Source organism: Alteromonas sp. M12 (assembly GCF_037478005.1).
Taxonomy (GTDB): domain Bacteria; phylum Pseudomonadota; class Gammaproteobacteria; order Enterobacterales; family Alteromonadaceae; genus Aliiglaciecola; species Aliiglaciecola lipolytica_A.
On the sequence record NZ_CP144164.1, the window covers coordinates 3052660 to 3068370 of the forward strand.

General features: G+C 41.5%; 15 protein-coding genes and 3 tRNA genes. 3 read left to right on the forward strand and 15 right to left on the reverse strand.

What is annotated here, in order from left to right; translation table 11 throughout:
• Window positions 1–72: 72 nt before the first annotated feature.
• From yegD to VUI23_RS13180, 5 genes are all read right to left on the reverse strand, one after another.
• Complete coding sequence (gene yegD, locus VUI23_RS13160) at window positions 73–1554, reverse strand: molecular chaperone (RefSeq protein ID WP_342804644.1); 1482 nt, start codon at window positions 1552–1554, stop codon at window positions 73–75.
• Between the two features lie 404 nt (window positions 1555–1958).
• Window positions 1959–2048 (reverse strand) — tRNA-Ser (locus tag VUI23_RS13165).
• 639 nt (window positions 2049–2687) lie between these two features.
• A complete protein-coding gene (locus VUI23_RS13170) occupies window positions 2688–3275 on the reverse strand; it encodes a beta-phosphoglucomutase family hydrolase (protein ID WP_342804645.1) in 588 nt (195 codons plus the stop codon).
• Between the two features lie 115 nt (window positions 3276–3390).
• Window positions 3391–4449, reverse strand: coding sequence for a quinolinate synthase NadA (gene nadA, locus VUI23_RS13175; RefSeq protein WP_342808294.1), 1059 nt, complete (start codon window positions 4447–4449; stop codon window positions 3391–3393).
• 97 nt (window positions 4450–4546) lie between these two features.
• Window positions 4547–5707: an acyltransferase family protein gene (locus VUI23_RS13180; protein WP_342804646.1), complete on the reverse strand. Its 1161-nt coding sequence runs from the start codon at window positions 5705–5707 to the stop codon at window positions 4547–4549.
• Window positions 5708–5819: 112 nt separating this feature from the next.
• Here VUI23_RS13180 and VUI23_RS13185 point away from each other — a divergent pair, with 112 nt between their 5' ends.
• The 3 genes from VUI23_RS13185 to VUI23_RS13195 all read left to right on the forward strand — a co-directional run bounded on the left by VUI23_RS13185 (window position 5820) and on the right by VUI23_RS13195 (window position 7342).
• Window positions 5820–6428, forward strand: coding sequence for a hypothetical protein (locus VUI23_RS13185; protein ID WP_342804647.1), 609 nt, complete (start codon window positions 5820–5822; stop codon window positions 6426–6428).
• A 10-nt stretch (window positions 6429–6438) separates the two neighbouring features.
• Window positions 6439–6720 carry a LytTR family DNA-binding domain-containing protein gene (locus tag VUI23_RS13190; protein WP_342804648.1) on the forward strand — a complete coding sequence of 94 codons (282 nt, stop codon included), beginning with the start codon at window positions 6439–6441 and terminating at the stop codon, window positions 6718–6720.
• 127 nt (window positions 6721–6847) lie between these two features.
• A complete protein-coding gene (locus VUI23_RS13195) occupies window positions 6848–7342 on the forward strand; it encodes a hypothetical protein (RefSeq protein ID WP_216048357.1) in 495 nt (164 codons plus the stop codon).
• Window positions 7343–8401: 1059 nt separating this feature from the next.
• Here the strand turns inward: VUI23_RS13195 and VUI23_RS13200 are convergent.
• The 10 genes from VUI23_RS13200 to ruvB all read right to left on the reverse strand — a co-directional run bounded on the left by VUI23_RS13200 (window position 8402) and on the right by ruvB (window position 15579).
• A tRNA-Lys gene (locus tag VUI23_RS13200) sits at window positions 8402–8477 on the reverse strand.
• A 95-nt stretch (window positions 8478–8572) separates the two neighbouring features.
• Window positions 8573–8648, reverse strand: a tRNA-Lys gene (locus VUI23_RS13205).
• A 224-nt stretch (window positions 8649–8872) separates the two neighbouring features.
• Window positions 8873–9643, reverse strand: coding sequence for a tol-pal system protein YbgF (ybgF, locus tag VUI23_RS13210; protein WP_216048356.1), 771 nt, complete (start codon window positions 9641–9643; stop codon window positions 8873–8875).
• A gap of 12 nt (window positions 9644–9655) precedes the next feature.
• Window positions 9656–10222: a peptidoglycan-associated lipoprotein Pal gene (pal, locus tag VUI23_RS13215; RefSeq protein WP_216048355.1), complete on the reverse strand. Its 567-nt coding sequence runs from the start codon at window positions 10220–10222 to the stop codon at window positions 9656–9658.
• Between the two features lie 49 nt (window positions 10223–10271).
• On the reverse strand, window positions 10272–11627 hold the full coding sequence (tolB, locus tag VUI23_RS13220; protein WP_216048354.1) for a Tol-Pal system beta propeller repeat protein TolB: 1356 nt from the start codon (window positions 11625–11627) through the stop codon (window positions 10272–10274).
• A gap of 3 nt (window positions 11628–11630) precedes the next feature.
• Window positions 11631–12497, reverse strand: coding sequence for a cell envelope integrity protein TolA (gene tolA, locus VUI23_RS13225; protein WP_342804649.1), 867 nt, complete (start codon window positions 12495–12497; stop codon window positions 11631–11633).
• Between the two features lie 7 nt (window positions 12498–12504).
• Window positions 12505–12927 (reverse strand): protein TolR, encoded by a 423-nt coding sequence (gene tolR, locus VUI23_RS13230; protein WP_216048586.1) that lies wholly within the window; start codon window positions 12925–12927, stop codon window positions 12505–12507.
• Window positions 12928–12935: 8 nt separating this feature from the next.
• The gene (gene tolQ, locus VUI23_RS13235; RefSeq protein WP_216048352.1) at window positions 12936–13625 is read right to left on the reverse strand and encodes a protein TolQ; all 690 of its coding nucleotides are present in this window, start codon (window positions 13623–13625) and stop codon (window positions 12936–12938) included.
• Entirely contained in the window at window positions 13615–14025 is a 411-nt protein-coding gene (gene ybgC / locus VUI23_RS13240; RefSeq protein WP_216048351.1) for a tol-pal system-associated acyl-CoA thioesterase, read from the reverse strand. The genes tolQ and ybgC overlap by 11 nt, the downstream gene beginning before the upstream one ends.
• Before the next feature lie 543 nt (window positions 14026–14568).
• Entirely contained in the window at window positions 14569–15579 is a 1011-nt protein-coding gene (ruvB, locus tag VUI23_RS13245; RefSeq protein WP_216048350.1) for a Holliday junction branch migration DNA helicase RuvB, read from the reverse strand.
• Window positions 15580–15711 lie beyond the last annotated feature (132 nt).

Here is a 15711-nt window from a genome sequence, read left to right on the forward strand (position 1 = left end):
ATCAGACTCCAGTAAAAGTTATAGGCCTCTTTTTTCACTACCTTTAAAAATGCCTGTCCATGATTTACTGATTTAGTTCCCAAATATGCGTTGGGCATGGGTAATTAGGCCAGTTGTAACGCTACCAAAATGGTTCCCAATGACAATCTCAGTATCGGGGAACATAGCGCTTATCCATTGTTTGATGACGGGTGAAATTGCAGTACCGCCGGTTACAAAAATGGTGTCGGGTTTAGCGCCTGACTGCAGTAAAGACTCATTCACGATAGACTCAATTTGCTTTAATTCGCCACTGATGGCATCACCTAGTTGATCTCGGCTAACCGAGATTTGTAAATTTGATTCAATATAATCGAGATTAACCTCGGTCAAATTGTTGGTTGAAAGTGCTATTTTGGTTAATTCAGAACTCTTATTTAATTTGAGCCCTAGTTTGTCGTCACGCAACTTTTTTAATCGCTCGATTCTATTATCCAAAGACATAAAACAATATCGTTGCAATTCCACACCGGTTCTATTTGAATTAAACTCACGCTGCGCAGCGACATCATTAACACACACAGCCTGCCTGAATAATGTGGGAGGAATCGGCAGGTCGTTAGTTAATATAATATCTTTACCAAAGTTCGGCATTATCCCCATTAGCGCTAGTTTGTTGTCAATATCAATGCCCCCTATCCGTTTTCCTGAGCAACCAAGAATATTACTCTCTCGAATATCGCTGTTGATATAACTGGGTCCAAGTTTAACCACCGAACAGTCTGTTGTACCGCCACCTAAATCAATAATAAGCACCACCTTATCTTGACTTAACTGTCTTTCATAATCGTATGCTGCTGCAAGTGGCTCCATTAAAAATTCAATATCTCTAAAACCCACTTTTTTTGCCGCTGAGGTAAGAATACTAAGGGCTTGACTATTTCCATCTTTTTCTTGTAAACCATGAAAATTAACGGGCCTGCCAATAACAACACTCTCCAGCTCAATGCCCTTTATATATTCAGATTCTTCTTTTATAAACGCCAGCATTTTCTCAATAACAGATGCAAATATGGCTTGTTGAGCTTTGGTGATTTTTGCACCTAAAAAAGATTTGGGCGACTTAATGTAAAAGCCATTTTCAGGATTTGTAATGTGCGCTAATTCCGCTTCTCGACCAATAATAATATCGTCGCTCAACTCCAGCGCTTCCATTACGGTTTTCATACGTTGATCAGTTTTAGCATCTTCGCGATTTTCAGCTCTGATTATTTTGCGAAAAATATTAATTAGTTCAGCATCGGTGAAAACCCGCGCGTCTGTTTCACTTTTAGCTCTTTTGGTTTGTACCGCTTTTTCTGCTTTCACACGAGCTAATAAATCTGTCTCCGATACTTTTTCTGGTTTAATAACTCCATGCTCTAAAAATACACAAGAAGGAATCGTGGTTTCGCCATCTTCAAGAGGAATAAGAACAGGTTCATTTTGTTCTATTATACCAATGGAACAATTAGACGTACCAAAATCTAAACCTGCGAACATTTTATTCTCTTTATTTTTACTGTTTAATTTCACTCGATACTCATTAAAGTCAACCCCAAAATTAGCCGACTAATCACACTAAAGTAAAAAGCATTATTTTTGCTAACCGGGTCATTGTTTGTTGCTGAAAAGTTGGATTTTATAAAATACGTGGGCTTAGATACTGGCAAAAGCCCCCTGCGTCTACGAAATAAGCGGGCCAGATCCCACAGGTTTTGAGAATGATGGAAATCATTTACTCTGAAATCAAAGGGAGCTGACCCCGAAGGTTTTGATTTCAACAATTCCTACTATCTTAAAATATGCCTGTCCATGAGTTTATGCCTGTCCATGACTTTATTGCATAGTGAAAACAATGGAATAAACATATCTGAACTTAGTGGAACTGATCCCAAACAAAAAAACCAGCAACTAAGTTGCTGGTTTTTTGATAAATTTGGCGGAGAGAGAGGGATTCGAACCCTCGTTAGGTTTAACCCTAAACACACTTTCCAGGCGTGCGCCTTCAGCCACTCAGCCACCTCTCCAAATTGTTTCACTTGCTCTTCGAAATTATCTCAGAGCTAACACATCCATGATGATCGGCACCCAGTCCGTACATCCATGTCCGGCCGTTCAGCCGGGCGGTGCTGTGCACCTAAAGAGGCCGGCTTCACCCACCTCTCCAAATTGTTTCACTTGCTCTTCGAAATTATCTCAGAGCTAACACATCCATGATGATCGGCACCCAGTCCGTACATCCATGTCCGGCCGTTCAGCCGGGCGGTGCTGCGCACCTAAAGAGGCCGGCTTCACCCACCTCTCCAAATTGTTTCACTTGCTCTTCGAAATTATCTCAGAGCTAACACATCCATGATGATCGGCACCCAGTCCGTACATCCATGTCCGGCCGTTCAGCCGGGCGGTGCTGCGCACCTAAAGAGGCCGGCTTCACCCACCTCTCCAAATTCTTCCCCGTTTCGATATAAAATGTAAACATTAAAATCGGCGCTCGGCGTGCGCGTTACTCAAGTATGTTACTTGCCGTCACTTTCAGACGGGTGCGTATGTTAGGGAAATACGCGCCCGTAAGCAAGTAGAAAAACCAATAAACTGGCGTTTGTAGGATTATTATTTAGCATTATTTGCTAAGGTTTAATAATAGTGATTAATACTTGTTCAAAAAGTTAAGGAAGTTGGATTTTTCCATTTATTACCATGATGCAGTCCATCCCTGCATTTTCGGCTGCTTGTTTACCTATTTTGGTGTCTTCAAACACGACACATTCATTAGCGGTTAATCCCATATTTTTAGCCACCGATAAAAATGTTTCGCCATGGGGCTTACCCTGCGTAACATCGGATGAAGTAACAACCGTCTCTAATCTGTCTAACAATCCGGTTTCAGTTAACATGCGAATCGCGTTAGTCCGCTCTGAACCTGTACCAACGCCCATTTTTAACTTGCCTTGATACCTCTGCATAACTTCAAAAGTGTCCGGAATGATTGTCAGGTTATCATCAAGAGCAAGCCATGCATCGCGCTTTTTCTTAGCGACACCATCTAAATCGCAGTTTAGACCATACTTTTCATTCAGTAGTTTGGCAATTTCTCTGGTAGGTACGCCGCCAAGAGAGTGAATATATTCTCTATCGTAAGGAATTCCGAAACTCTCACAGGTTTGTTGCCAAGCGGTTGCATGTGACCCCATTGAATCTATCAAGGTGCCATCCATGTCAAAAACAATCCCTTTGTATTTACTCAAATCTAACATGGCATAATCCTATGTGGTTTGTTGGGTGGTGTAACTTTATAGGGTTTAGGTGAAGCAAAAATGAAAATGCCAGCATGGCTGGCATTTCAAATTAACCACTGGTGATATTGATAAACTAGGCGTTGCCGACTAGTTTCATTTTTAGTTCAGCGGCAAAATCGAGCATACGATTTAGCGGAACTAAGGCTTTTTGTCTAAGTGCCTCGTCTACAAAAATTTCATGTCCGCTATTATCCATCAATGAATCGTAAATCGCTTTTAAGCCATTCATCGCCATCCATGGACAGTGAGCGCAGCTTTTACAGGTTGCACCGTTGCCGCCAGTTGGGGCTTCATAAAACGTTTTGTGGGGCGCTAATTGCTGCATTTTATAAAAAATACCGCGGTCAGTAGCGACAATGAACTTTTCATTACTTAAGGTCTGAGATGCTTTGATTAATTGAGTAGTAGAGCCCACCGCGTCGGCCATTTCAACTACACTGGCTGGTGACTCAGGATGCACTAATACTGCTGCTTCAGGATGCAGGTGCTTCATGTTTTGCAGCGCTTTTGCCGAGAACTCGTCGTGCACAATACACTCACCTTGCCACATCAACATGTCGGCACCGGTTTGTTTGGCGATGTATGCACCTAAGTGTCGATCAGGTCCCCACAGAATTTTTTCACCCATGGCGTCCAAATGTTCGACGATTTCTAGGGCAATACTGGATGTCACTACCCAATCTGCTCGCGCTTTCACCGCTGCGGAGGTATTCGCATACACTACTACGGTGTGATCTGGATGGGCATCACAAAACGCACTAAACTCATCAATTGGACAGCCTAAGTCCAACGAACAAGTAGCCTCTAAAGTTGGCATTAGCACCGTCTTTTGGGGGCTCAATATTTTTGAGGTCTCGCCCATAAATTTCACGCCTGCAACAATCAGCGTTTGTGCATCACTATCGCGGCCGTATCTTGCCATCTCTAATGAATCAGAGATAAAGCCACCGGTAGCCTCGGCCAGTGCCTGAATTTCAGGATCGGTGTAATAGTGGGCAACTAAAACTGCGTTTTTTTCAACCAATAAACGTTTAATTTCATCAGTATAAAAAGCGTTTTGTGCTGCGTTGAGTACTTCTGGTTTTGCCGGAAATGGGTAGTCAATAGAATCGATGCGATTCACCTGCGTCATCATGGTCTCTTGTAAACAGGGTTAACATGTTTGCGTATTATACAATTATTACAAACGAATGAAAAACCCAGTATTTTTGTGGGTATTATTTTTACTATTAGCTGTGTTTCAGACCAAACAACCACCTCGTGATTGCAGTACGTTTGACAATTTCATAGCCGATTAGACATCCAATGACGGTGCCGGACAATATCAAAAGAAAATCAAAAAATGTAGGTAAGTTATAAGGCTTTAGATACCAAGCTAGCACCACAATAAGGGTTTGGTGAAACATATACCAAGGCAATACGGCTTTATTTGCATAGCTAACAAATTTTGCTGGACGATTTAAATATTGGCCTGCGTAGCCCACTAAGCTAAATATCCACGCCCAAAGGTTAATGATAAAAATCGTGCCGTACAGGCCTCGCACTGCAATCGAACCCTCATATTGCTCGGCCAGCCAGGTAAAAGCGCCGTTTCTGTCAGCAACAATAAACAAATAGCCTAAAATGGCCAGATATAAAAACCAACGACGCTTAGCAATAACAGTATTCCACCAGCGCATTTGTTGGGCAAAAGTATAGCCAAATACAAAAATTAGAAAAGACTTAGCATGATTATACCAATCATTGGTTAGATCGTGGGTAGTGGGATAAGCAAGACGCAAGGTTAAGTACACCAGTAACAGCCCTGCGACTATGCAAATAAAAGCCACCACAAAGGGAATATTTTGAAAAAACCTGCTGCCAATAACGTTGGCCAACAATGGCCTAATCACCAATACAATTAAACTGTAAATCCACAAATAGGGTAAAAACCAAAGATGATTCCAGGTAAGCAAACCGATAATCGACTGATGTTCTTTTAGTAAATCCGTATTGGGATTGATATATTCCACCCAAAATGACCAAAATCCTTCTGGAATTAAGTTTTGAGCCCGTGCCTCGATATATACTTGAGGTGCGACTATGACAAACATGCCAAATATCAAAGGCACAAATAAGCGGTTGGTTCTAAGTCCCATTAAACTCCAAATGGAGTAGCGTTTTTCAATTAATGACAATGCCATAGCGCTGATAAAAAATAACAACGACATGCGCCATGTATTGGTTAAAATCATCACTTCTTGTAACCAACGAAACGTTTCTGCGCTCTTAATATGCCAGCCCCAATCAAACACATAGTACATTCCAATGTGATAGAAAATCAGGATCAAAAAGGCTAAGTTTCTTAGCCAATCAATATCATAACGACGTTGATTAGATGATAGTGTCATGTTTAATTCCCACCGCTTGTAAAAGAAATGTGTTGATTTAGCATCCGCCTCAAAACACAATAAAAACAGAGCGCAATGACCAATCGAAAGGCAAAAGGGATAAGCGGTGGATATGCGGGATAAACAAAAATCAACTTGGTTTGAAAAATTCGATCAACATAAATATCTGTATAGCTATTTGCTGATTGCAGCTTATCTACTTATTAATAACAGTATTAATGCCTCCAGTGTTTGGATGGAACATAATCGCTCTAATGATGTTCAAATTCAGATGTGGGAACCCTATGTTTGGGAATATTCTAGTGCATTAAGCACACTCATTTTGTTGCCGTTTATTTTCGCATTATTTGCTCGCATGCCACTGCGTTTTGCCAATCTAGGTCGACAGCTTTTTATCCATTTTTTGATCACTATTTTATATTCAGCGGCCCATGTCGGCTTAATGGTGATGTTTCGAGAATGGGTCTACATGTTAGACGGTGGAAATTACGATTTCTCCCCTTGGCTGAGGGAATTTTGGTACGAATACCGCAAAGATGCATGGGGATATGTATTCTGGTTAATTCTGTATCAAGTTATGCAGTCGCTTTATGCACGACTTAAAGGAGAAGCGAGTTTAGTCAATGACCAAGAAGAAGCGGTTTGTGCAAAACCCGACTCAATGTCTGCGCCCTCGCCCGCTCCGTCACCGGATTTTTTTATTAGTCAAAAAGCTAGATAAAGAGTTTTTAGTGAAAATCGATGAAATTGAATGGTTAGAATCAGCCGGAAACTATGTGAATTTACACAAACAAGGACGCATCTATCCTTTGCGAGGCACGTTAAACGACACCATAGCCCGACTGAGTGATAAAGGTTTTAGTCGAGTTCACCGCAGCTTTGCCGTGAACTTAGCGGCCATAGACAATATACAGTATCAGCCCAGTGGCGACGGTAAAATAACCTTAAAGGCGGGTAACACCTTAAATCTATCGCGACGTTACAAAGACGATTTAAAAATAAAGCTGAGTTAACCTTGACTAGCAAAGGTAAAATGCCGCTCATTAAAAAATACCGCCGTACTTGCCACGTTATACAGGCAAATAGCGCAGGTAACGCCTAAAGACTTAAAAATAACCTCATATTACTGAAGAGAACGATATGCGCATTACACTACTAGCTACCCTACTACTGACTCAATCCGTGCTGGCCAACAATCTCAAAGATGATGAATATGCTGGAATCAAAATAGGTTCGCAAGCTGATAGCGCCATTAAGCTACTTAAAAATTATCAGTCACAGGAGGTCTTTTATGATGAACCGCAATCTTGTTTTTACCTAGAGCCTAAAACCCACGCTGATGGACCCTATATCATGGTAATGGATGGTATTGTTGTGCGTTTCGATATTGATGAGCAACTCTCGCAAATACAAACTCAAGAAGGATTAGGCATAGATTCATCTAAAGCCGATGTGATTAAAACTTATAACGACGTAAAAGTGTCTGTGCACCCTTACCTCGGAGAAGAAGGCGAGTATTTAGAAGTTAAGTTAAACAATGGCAACGGTCTTATTTTTGAAACTTACCGCGATAAAGTGACCAGTTTCAGACTGGGTAGCTACCCAGCCATTTTATACATTGAAGGCTGCGCATAACGACGCAGATCAACAAGTAATAACGTTATTGCTTATTAACTTTGCAACCAAGCTGTCGATGCCAACCTATCCTAGGCAGCTTGAGCACGAATCTAAGGGCGTTTAGCCGCAAATCCAGAGTAAGATGTATTTTCCTCGCCGGCTAGCCAACAAGAGCCTCTGAAGCGCCCTCACCTTGTAGCTCGGCCTTTAGGCCGTGGCCATAGACAATGCATCAACCATCGCGGGGCTAAAACACGCCTACACATCCTGTAGCACGGCCTTTAGGCCGTGGCCATAGACAATGCATCAACCATCACGGGGCTAAAGCACCCGCCTACACCCCCTGTAGCACGGCCTTTAGGCCGTGGCCATAGACAATGCATCAACCATCACGGGGCTAATACACCCGCCTACACACCCTGTAGCACGGCCTTTAGGCCATGGCCATAGACAATGCATCAACCATCACGGGGCTAAAGCACCCGCCTACACACCTTGTAGCTCGGCCTTTAGGCCGTGGCCATAGACAATGCATCAACCATCACGGGGCTAAAGCACCCGCCTACACACCTTGTAGCTCGGCCTTTAGGCCGTGGCCATAGGCAATGCATCAACCATCACCGGGCTAAAGCACCCGCCTACACATCCTGTAGCTCGGCCTTTAGGCCGTGGCCATAGACAATGCATCAACCATCACCGGGCTAAAGCACCCGCCTACACATCCTGTAGCACGGCCTTTAGGCCATGGCCATAGACAATGCATCAACCTTCGCGGGGCTAAAGCACCCGCCTACAGAATTGTTCCCGACAATTTGTCGAACGGGCTGGTTCTCACCCTGCACGAATTGCATGATATTTTGTGGATTGATTGTTTAATTTTTATATTGAGAAATTTTCTAAGATGGTGGGTCGTGCTGGATTTATTCCAGGCATCCTGCCTTTCACCCTTCGGGCAGCCTGCGGCTGTACAAATTGTTCCCGACAATTTGTCGAACGGGCTGGTTCTCATCCTGCACGAATTGCATGATGTTTGGAATTTAAGGTTTTGGAATTTGTATTACAAGGATATTGATAAGATGGTGGGTCGTGCTGGATTCGAACCAGCGACCAATTGATTAAAAGTCAACTGCTCTACCAACTGAGCTAACGACCCATCTATTGAAGCTTCTTACTAATTCAGTAAATGTTGTACTGAATTATTTTGGACATCCTGTCCTCCCCGAAGGGATGTTTACTCTAAACTGAAATTGGTGGGTCGTGCTGGATTCGAACCAGCGACCAATTGATTAAAAGTCAACTGCTCTACCAACTGAGCTAACGACCCTTTTTCAGTTTTGTTACAGACCTCCTGCAACGGCGGCATATAATACTCAAATATCTTCGTGGTGCAACCTAAAACTGAGGTTATTTTAAATTATTTGTCTTTTCGTTGAAAAACTAAGCAAGTAAGGCGAAAACGGTATAAATTATGTGCACTAAAATATGATTTATACCGTTTTTAATCCTAAAATTAATTCAAACTAATTTAAAAAATTATTAATTTTTGAATTAATTCATCGCACTTAAACGTGAATTTGCGAGACGACTCGATGCAGAATCTGGATATTCAGATAAAACCTGTTCGAACAGTTGTTTTGCTCTGGCTAAATTATCTCTACGCTGTTCAACCACACCTAATTTGAATAATGCATCAGCACGTTTTGATGAATCAGGGTAACCACTCACCAATATTTGGAATTGTTCTGCTGCACTTTCCCACTGTTGTTTATTAAACAACAGTTGCCCCAACCAATAATGTGCATTTGCCGCATAACTGGAATTTGGGTAGGTTTTTATGAACGATTGAAATTCTGGAATCGCTAAATCGTATTGTTTATCCCGTAAGATTAAATTAACAGCGCGATCATACGCATCACTTTCACTTACATTGCTAGAATCAGGCACTTCTACTTGCGAAATCTGTGCAGGATTATTGGAGCTAGAATTAGCGCTCGACTGTTGCTGACTACTCTGAGTATTAACAGCAGCAATACGTTTATCAATTTCTAAATACAACTCACGTTGTCTTTCTAAAATCTTTTCAAGCTGATGATTATGCAATTCTAACGTTCCGCGCATTTCGCTTACTTCGTTTTGCATTTCATCTAACTGTTGTTGAATCCGATGCTGCATCTCTGTGCGTGAATCTAAGATACGCTCTAACACTTCGACACGTTTAGTTAGGGATCCATCGTTTAAGTCTGTTACAGGCGCAGGAGCCGCATTAACTGCGGCTCCGTATACAAGTAAAAGACTAATCGCTTTCATGCGTTTAATCATAATGACTCAATCTTATTGATATACCAAAACACCACGACGATTTTGCGCAAATGCAGATTCAGACGTGCCATTTGCTGCAGGTTTTTCTTCGCCATAAGAAACCACAGAAATCTGTGATGAATTTACGTTAGCATTTAACAGATATGTTTGTACTGATTTAGCACGTCTTTCACCCAATGCAATGTTGTACTCAGGAGTACCACGACGGTCACAGTGACCTTCAATTACGACAGATTGATTTGGGTTTGCTGCCAAAAACGCTGCATGCTTAGATAAAATAGCTCGTGCAGATGAAGTTAGATTCGACGTATCAAAGTCGAAGTAAACCACTTGATCCTGCTCTAAACTTGCTAAATCTCTAGCACGCTGTTCAGCTTCCATTTTTTCACGTTGCTGCATCGCCATTACTTCTGCTTTTTCAGCTTCAGCTTGTCTTGCAGCTTGGTCAGCCGCTGCTTGTGCCGCTGCTGCTTCTTTGGCTGCTGCTTCGTCTACACCATTATCTGTTGTAGTACACGCCATCACGGTCACCAATGGCAGTGCAATCACCAAACCTTTAAATACTTTTTTAAGTTGCATTTCGTTATTCCTTCTCGTTTTCGAAATTTCTAACAGTTTTTAGTTTATGTTACAAAAATGGTGACCAGCTAGGTGACTTAACCTGCCCTTCTGACACCGGCAACCTTGCCTTAAATCGTCCATCAAGTGACACCAATGATAATACCTGTCTTCCTTCGTGCAAAGTACTGTAGATTATCATACTGCCATTCGGTGCAAGACTTGGTGATTCATCTAAAAATGTTTTAGTTAACACCAACATATCGCCTGAGTCTACGCCTTGCTTAGCAATATGGTAGTTTCCGCGGGTACGATTAACCATGACCATTTGAGTACCATCTGGTGTAAACGTTCCGCCAAGGTTCATATCACCCTCGAATGTGACCCGCCGAGTCTTACCTGTAGCTAAATTTACTCGATAAATCTGAGGTTTACCACCCCGTTCTGAACTAAAAATCAAATGTTTACCATCTGGTGACCAACTTGGTTCAGTATCAATTGCGCGATTACGAGTAATCTGACGCAAACGCTTCGACGCGATATCCATCACATAAATTTCTGGATTTCCGTCTTTAGACAACACCATCGCTAATTGATTTCCGTCTGGTGAAAAAGTAGGTGCACCATTTATGCCAGGAAAGTCGGTAAGCATAGTTCGGCTGCCTGTATAGATATCCTGCATAAAAATTTGTGGCTTTTTATTCTCAAACGACACATAGACTAGCTTTCTGCCATCAGGCGACCATGATGGTGACATTAGTGGTTCATTTGAACGCAATAATATATTTTCATTTTGGCCGTCATAATCAGCCACGATTAATTGAAAGGGTTTGGCTTCTGTTGCAGAATCTCGAACAATAACGTATGCAATTTGCGTCAGAAATGCGCCTTTTTCACCGGTTAGTTTTTCGTACACTATGTCACTAATACGGTGGGCATACTGACGAAACTCTTCACCGCGGATAACCCAGCTCCACTCGTCAAGTATATGGTCACGATTAGTTACCATCTGGCCATTGCTCATCATTTGTGTTTGACCACCGGTAATTTGGCCACGTATAACGTCTAGAAGTTGCAACGTAATTTTAAATTCATCCGCTGCTTGTTGTTGAATATGACCAATAAGCACTGCTTCTGCACCGGCTGCAGCCCATTCACTATAATCCACCTCGCTGTCTGATTTTGGTAACTGTGGCATTTTGTCGCGACTTAACGCGAAAAATTTGCCACTGCGAGTTAAATCAGCAGCAACCACTTCGTCAATGCTGCTTGGAGGCTGAGTCCCTGCAGAGACGTGGAACGGAACAATACCGATTGGACGGGCATTATTGACCCCTTCCGTAATATAGATTTCTAAAGTGGCACGTGACTCCAATGAGAAGCAAAGAAGTAAAAAGGTTAGCAAAATAGTGTTTATTTTATTCATTCATTAAAAACCAAAGTTAATAGTTATATCTTTTAGATTGTTGTACACCTGTGGGTCCGAGGACATCGGCAATTCACCTGCTCTGCGAATTGCCTGTTCACCCGCCACACATACAACTTTATCTCCGCCAAGGGTACGAATCTGAATAACAAATCCAGATGATGACAAACGAATATTAATTCTGCATGATTTTCCTTTCATCGAATCATCTTTATAGGTGTTTTGGTCAATCTTCGCGTTAATTAACGCAGTATACTTTTCAGTCTCGGAGAGAACTTGACGCTGCCTTTGCTGATTACGTGAAGATTGTTCCATTTCCAACTGTTCTTGCATTAACCGTTCCTGTTCTCGCAATTCAGATTCTTCTCGTTTTTTACGCTCGGCTTCTTTTTTCGCCCGCTCTTCATTTGCGCGTTTTTCTCTGGCCTTGCGCTCTCTTTCTTCAGCAGCTCTGCGCTCTAATTCACGTTGCTTTTTTTGCTGCTCTTCTACACGGGCTTTTTCTTCAGCTAAACGTTTCTTTTCTTTAGCCTCCGCCGCAGCTTGTTTTTGACGCTTTGCGTCTTCTTTACGCTTTTTTTCTTTCGCCGCAATATCTCGTTTACGCTGCTCAGCTTCCGCCTTACGCCTTTGCTCATCCCGTATTTTTTGCAGCTCTTTTTGCTTTTCGGCTTGTTTTTTCTGCTCAATACGTTTTAGCTGGTCATTCACAGCCTTTTGGTCAACCACAGTCGCTTCAATTGGCGTGAAATTGGCAGTATTTAATTCAATCTGCTTGGGGGGCGAATGAAAGTCGACACTTAGCGCCAGCAATCCGCCTAAGATAATGTGTAAAGCAATTGAAATGAAAATAGGGCTAAACTTATACATGCAAAGCCTATTGTTCAGGAGACTCGGTCATTAAACCAACAGATGGTACCCCAGCGCGCTGCAATAGGACCATTAACTGCACTACGTTAGCATATGGAACCGCACCGTCTCCTTTTACAACAACAGGAGTATTCGGTTCTTTCTTAATTTGCTGTGCGACTATGACTGCCAAATCTGTGGCTGACATAGGATCCTCTTGCTTATCACCAACGTTAATAAAGTATTCACCTGCGGCATTAACCGAAGCAATAATAGGTGGTTTAGAATCATCTTGTAGCGCTTCAGCTTCTGCTTTTGGTAGATCCACTTTTACCCCTTGGGTTACCAAAGGTGCGGTCACCATAAAGATGATCAGTAGTACCAGCATGACATCGATGTAAGGAACAACGTTAATTTCCGAAACTGGACGTCGCCGTTTACGCTCATACACAACCATGGTTAAACGCTCTCAACTCGTTGAGACAATATCTGACGATGCAGAATACTGGAAAACTCTTCCATGAAATTACCATAACTATTTTCTAGCTTTTCAACTTGATTACTAAAACGGTTGTAAGCAATAACCGATGGAATCGCTGCAAATAAGCCCATGGCGGTAGCAATAAGTGCTTCAGCAATACCAGGAGCAACCATAGCTAAGGTGGCTTGTTGAACCTCACCTAGCGCAATAAACGAATTCATAATCCCCCAAACAGTTCCAAATAAACCAATGTAAGGACTAATAGAACCAGCAGTAGCAAGAAAGGATAAGTTAGCTTCGAGGTGATCGACTTCTCGTGATAGCGAGACGCGCATAGCTCTGTAGGTTCCTTCCATAGTGGTTTCGGTTGAACTGCCTGTGGCTTTACGCAAACGCACAAATTCTTTGAACCCAGCACAAAACAAACTGCCCATTCCCTGCACAGATTGACGGGCAGAAAGTTCTTGATACAGTTTATTCAGGTCAACCCCAGACCAAAACTTATCTTCGAACTTTTTGGTTTCAGTTTTTGCCAGTTTTAACACTTTGACACGTTGAAAAATGAATGCCCAAGAAACAACTGACGTTGCTAGTAGTAACAGCATTACCAATTGAACCAAAAGACTTGCCTGCAAAAACAGGTCAAAGAATGACAAATTAGATGACACTTGAAATTTCCCCTAAAATGAATGCAGGTATTGCAATAGGTTTCATCTTCTTCAGATCAACACATGCAACCCTAATTTTCGCACTTACCAAACTTAAATTGTTTGAATTTGTTATTTGTTGTTGGAACAACATGCTAGCACGTTTTAATTCAATTATTTGCGTATTGACTTGCAATAAATCATCGAATCTTGCTGCTGCAATATTGTCCATTTCCACCCGTTTGACGACAAAACCGATGAATTGTTCCAAAAGACTATGTTGTTCTATGCCAAAACTTCTTAACCACTCCGTTCTAGCACGCTCTAAAAATTTTAAATAATTAGCATAATATACAATACCACCTGCGTCTGTATCTTCGTAATAGACTCGCAATTTAAATTCATGAACAGGAAATTGCATCGAATTTTCTACCTCTTTAAATAACGCTTATGGTTAGTCCAGCGGACTTTAAAATAATTCAATTTTAATACGACAAATCGCATAATTATGTATGAGTTAAAATCATAATTTTAATGATAACCAGTAAATTTAAGCCTGTAACTAGATAATAGTGTGTTTTGCTTTTTAATAAGCATGCATAAGTTCAGCATAAAATTCAACTTTTACACTAGTTTTGTTAATCCAATTTTACTTCAATTGAGTTATCAAACAATAGCGAGAATCAGCTTAGAACAGCTAAAGCGTGAGATACAAAGAATTTAATCAAACAATTAAAAATATTAAGCATTATTTTTTCTAATCCGAAAATACAATTTTTTTCAATTGTGGATTTTTTCCTAACGTATAGAATGCGCGTCGTTCTCTTGACTAACGCAACGAATTTTCGAAGCGGTAGTCAGAAAATGTGTCAATTTTTGTTGATAGATGTGTTCCCTGGAATTTTCCTTTCCAAATACTTGTTGCTTTGCCCGCGATCTTCGCGGGCTTTTTTTTGCCTGTAGATTAATTTTGTGGTTTGTAGTCTTTACCAAAATGCAAGAAAGCGCGCTGTGACACTATTCGTCCTCGAGGGGTTCTTTGTAAAAATCCCTGTTGAATAAGAAAAGGCTCTATTACATCTTCGATGGTTTCTTTTTCTTCACCAATAGCAGCTGCCAAGTTATCCAATCCCACTGGCCCGCCCATAAATTTGTCGATAATGGTAAGTAACAGCTTGCGGTCCATGTAATCAAAACCTTCTTTATCAACGTCAAGCATATCCAGTGCTTGGGCGGCGATATTTTCAGATATATCACCGTCAGCTTTGACTTCTGCAAAATCTCGCACCCTGCGCAGTAAACGATTAGAAATCCGAGGAGTACCTCTAGAACGCCTTGCTATTTCTAAAGCCCCCTGTTCGTTGATGCTAAGGTTTAAGTATTTTGCTGAGCGTTTAACTATTTGCGTGAGATCTTTGAGATTATAAAACTCCAAACGCTGAACAATACCAAATCGATCACGTAAGGGAGAAGTAAGAGAGCCTGCACGGGTAGTAGCACCAATTAATGTAAAAGGGGGAAGCTCTAACTTAATTGAGCGAGCGGCTGGTCCCTCACCTATCATTATGTCTAACTGATAATCTTCCATTGCTGGGTACAGGACTTCTTCAACAACCGGGCTCAAACGATGTATTTCATCAATGAATAACACATCATGTTCTTCTAGATTAGTTAATAAAGCGGCTAGATCTCCTGCCTTTTCTAAAACGGGTCCAGAGGTGGTTTTAATATTAACCCCCATTTCGTTAGCAACAATATTCGCAAGTGTGGTTTTACCTAACCCTGGAGGACCAAATATAAGTAAGTGATCTAGTGCGTCACTGCGATTTCTGGCGGCTTGAATAAAAATATCCATTTGTTTACAGACATGATCTTGCCCAGTGTAGTCGGCCAGTAATTTAGGTCGGATTGCACGGTCCACCGCTTCGTCTTCGGTGTCTGCCGTGGGGTGGATTAATCGATCAGCTTCAATCATGAATGTATCTTCTGGTTAATATTTCGCATAGGGTAAAAGCAATTTTTGACGCGCTTTAGTTCATTTATTGCAAGTTCACAAACGACACTAAACAATAGTGTTTTTTTATACAGTAAATTGTAATATCTGTAC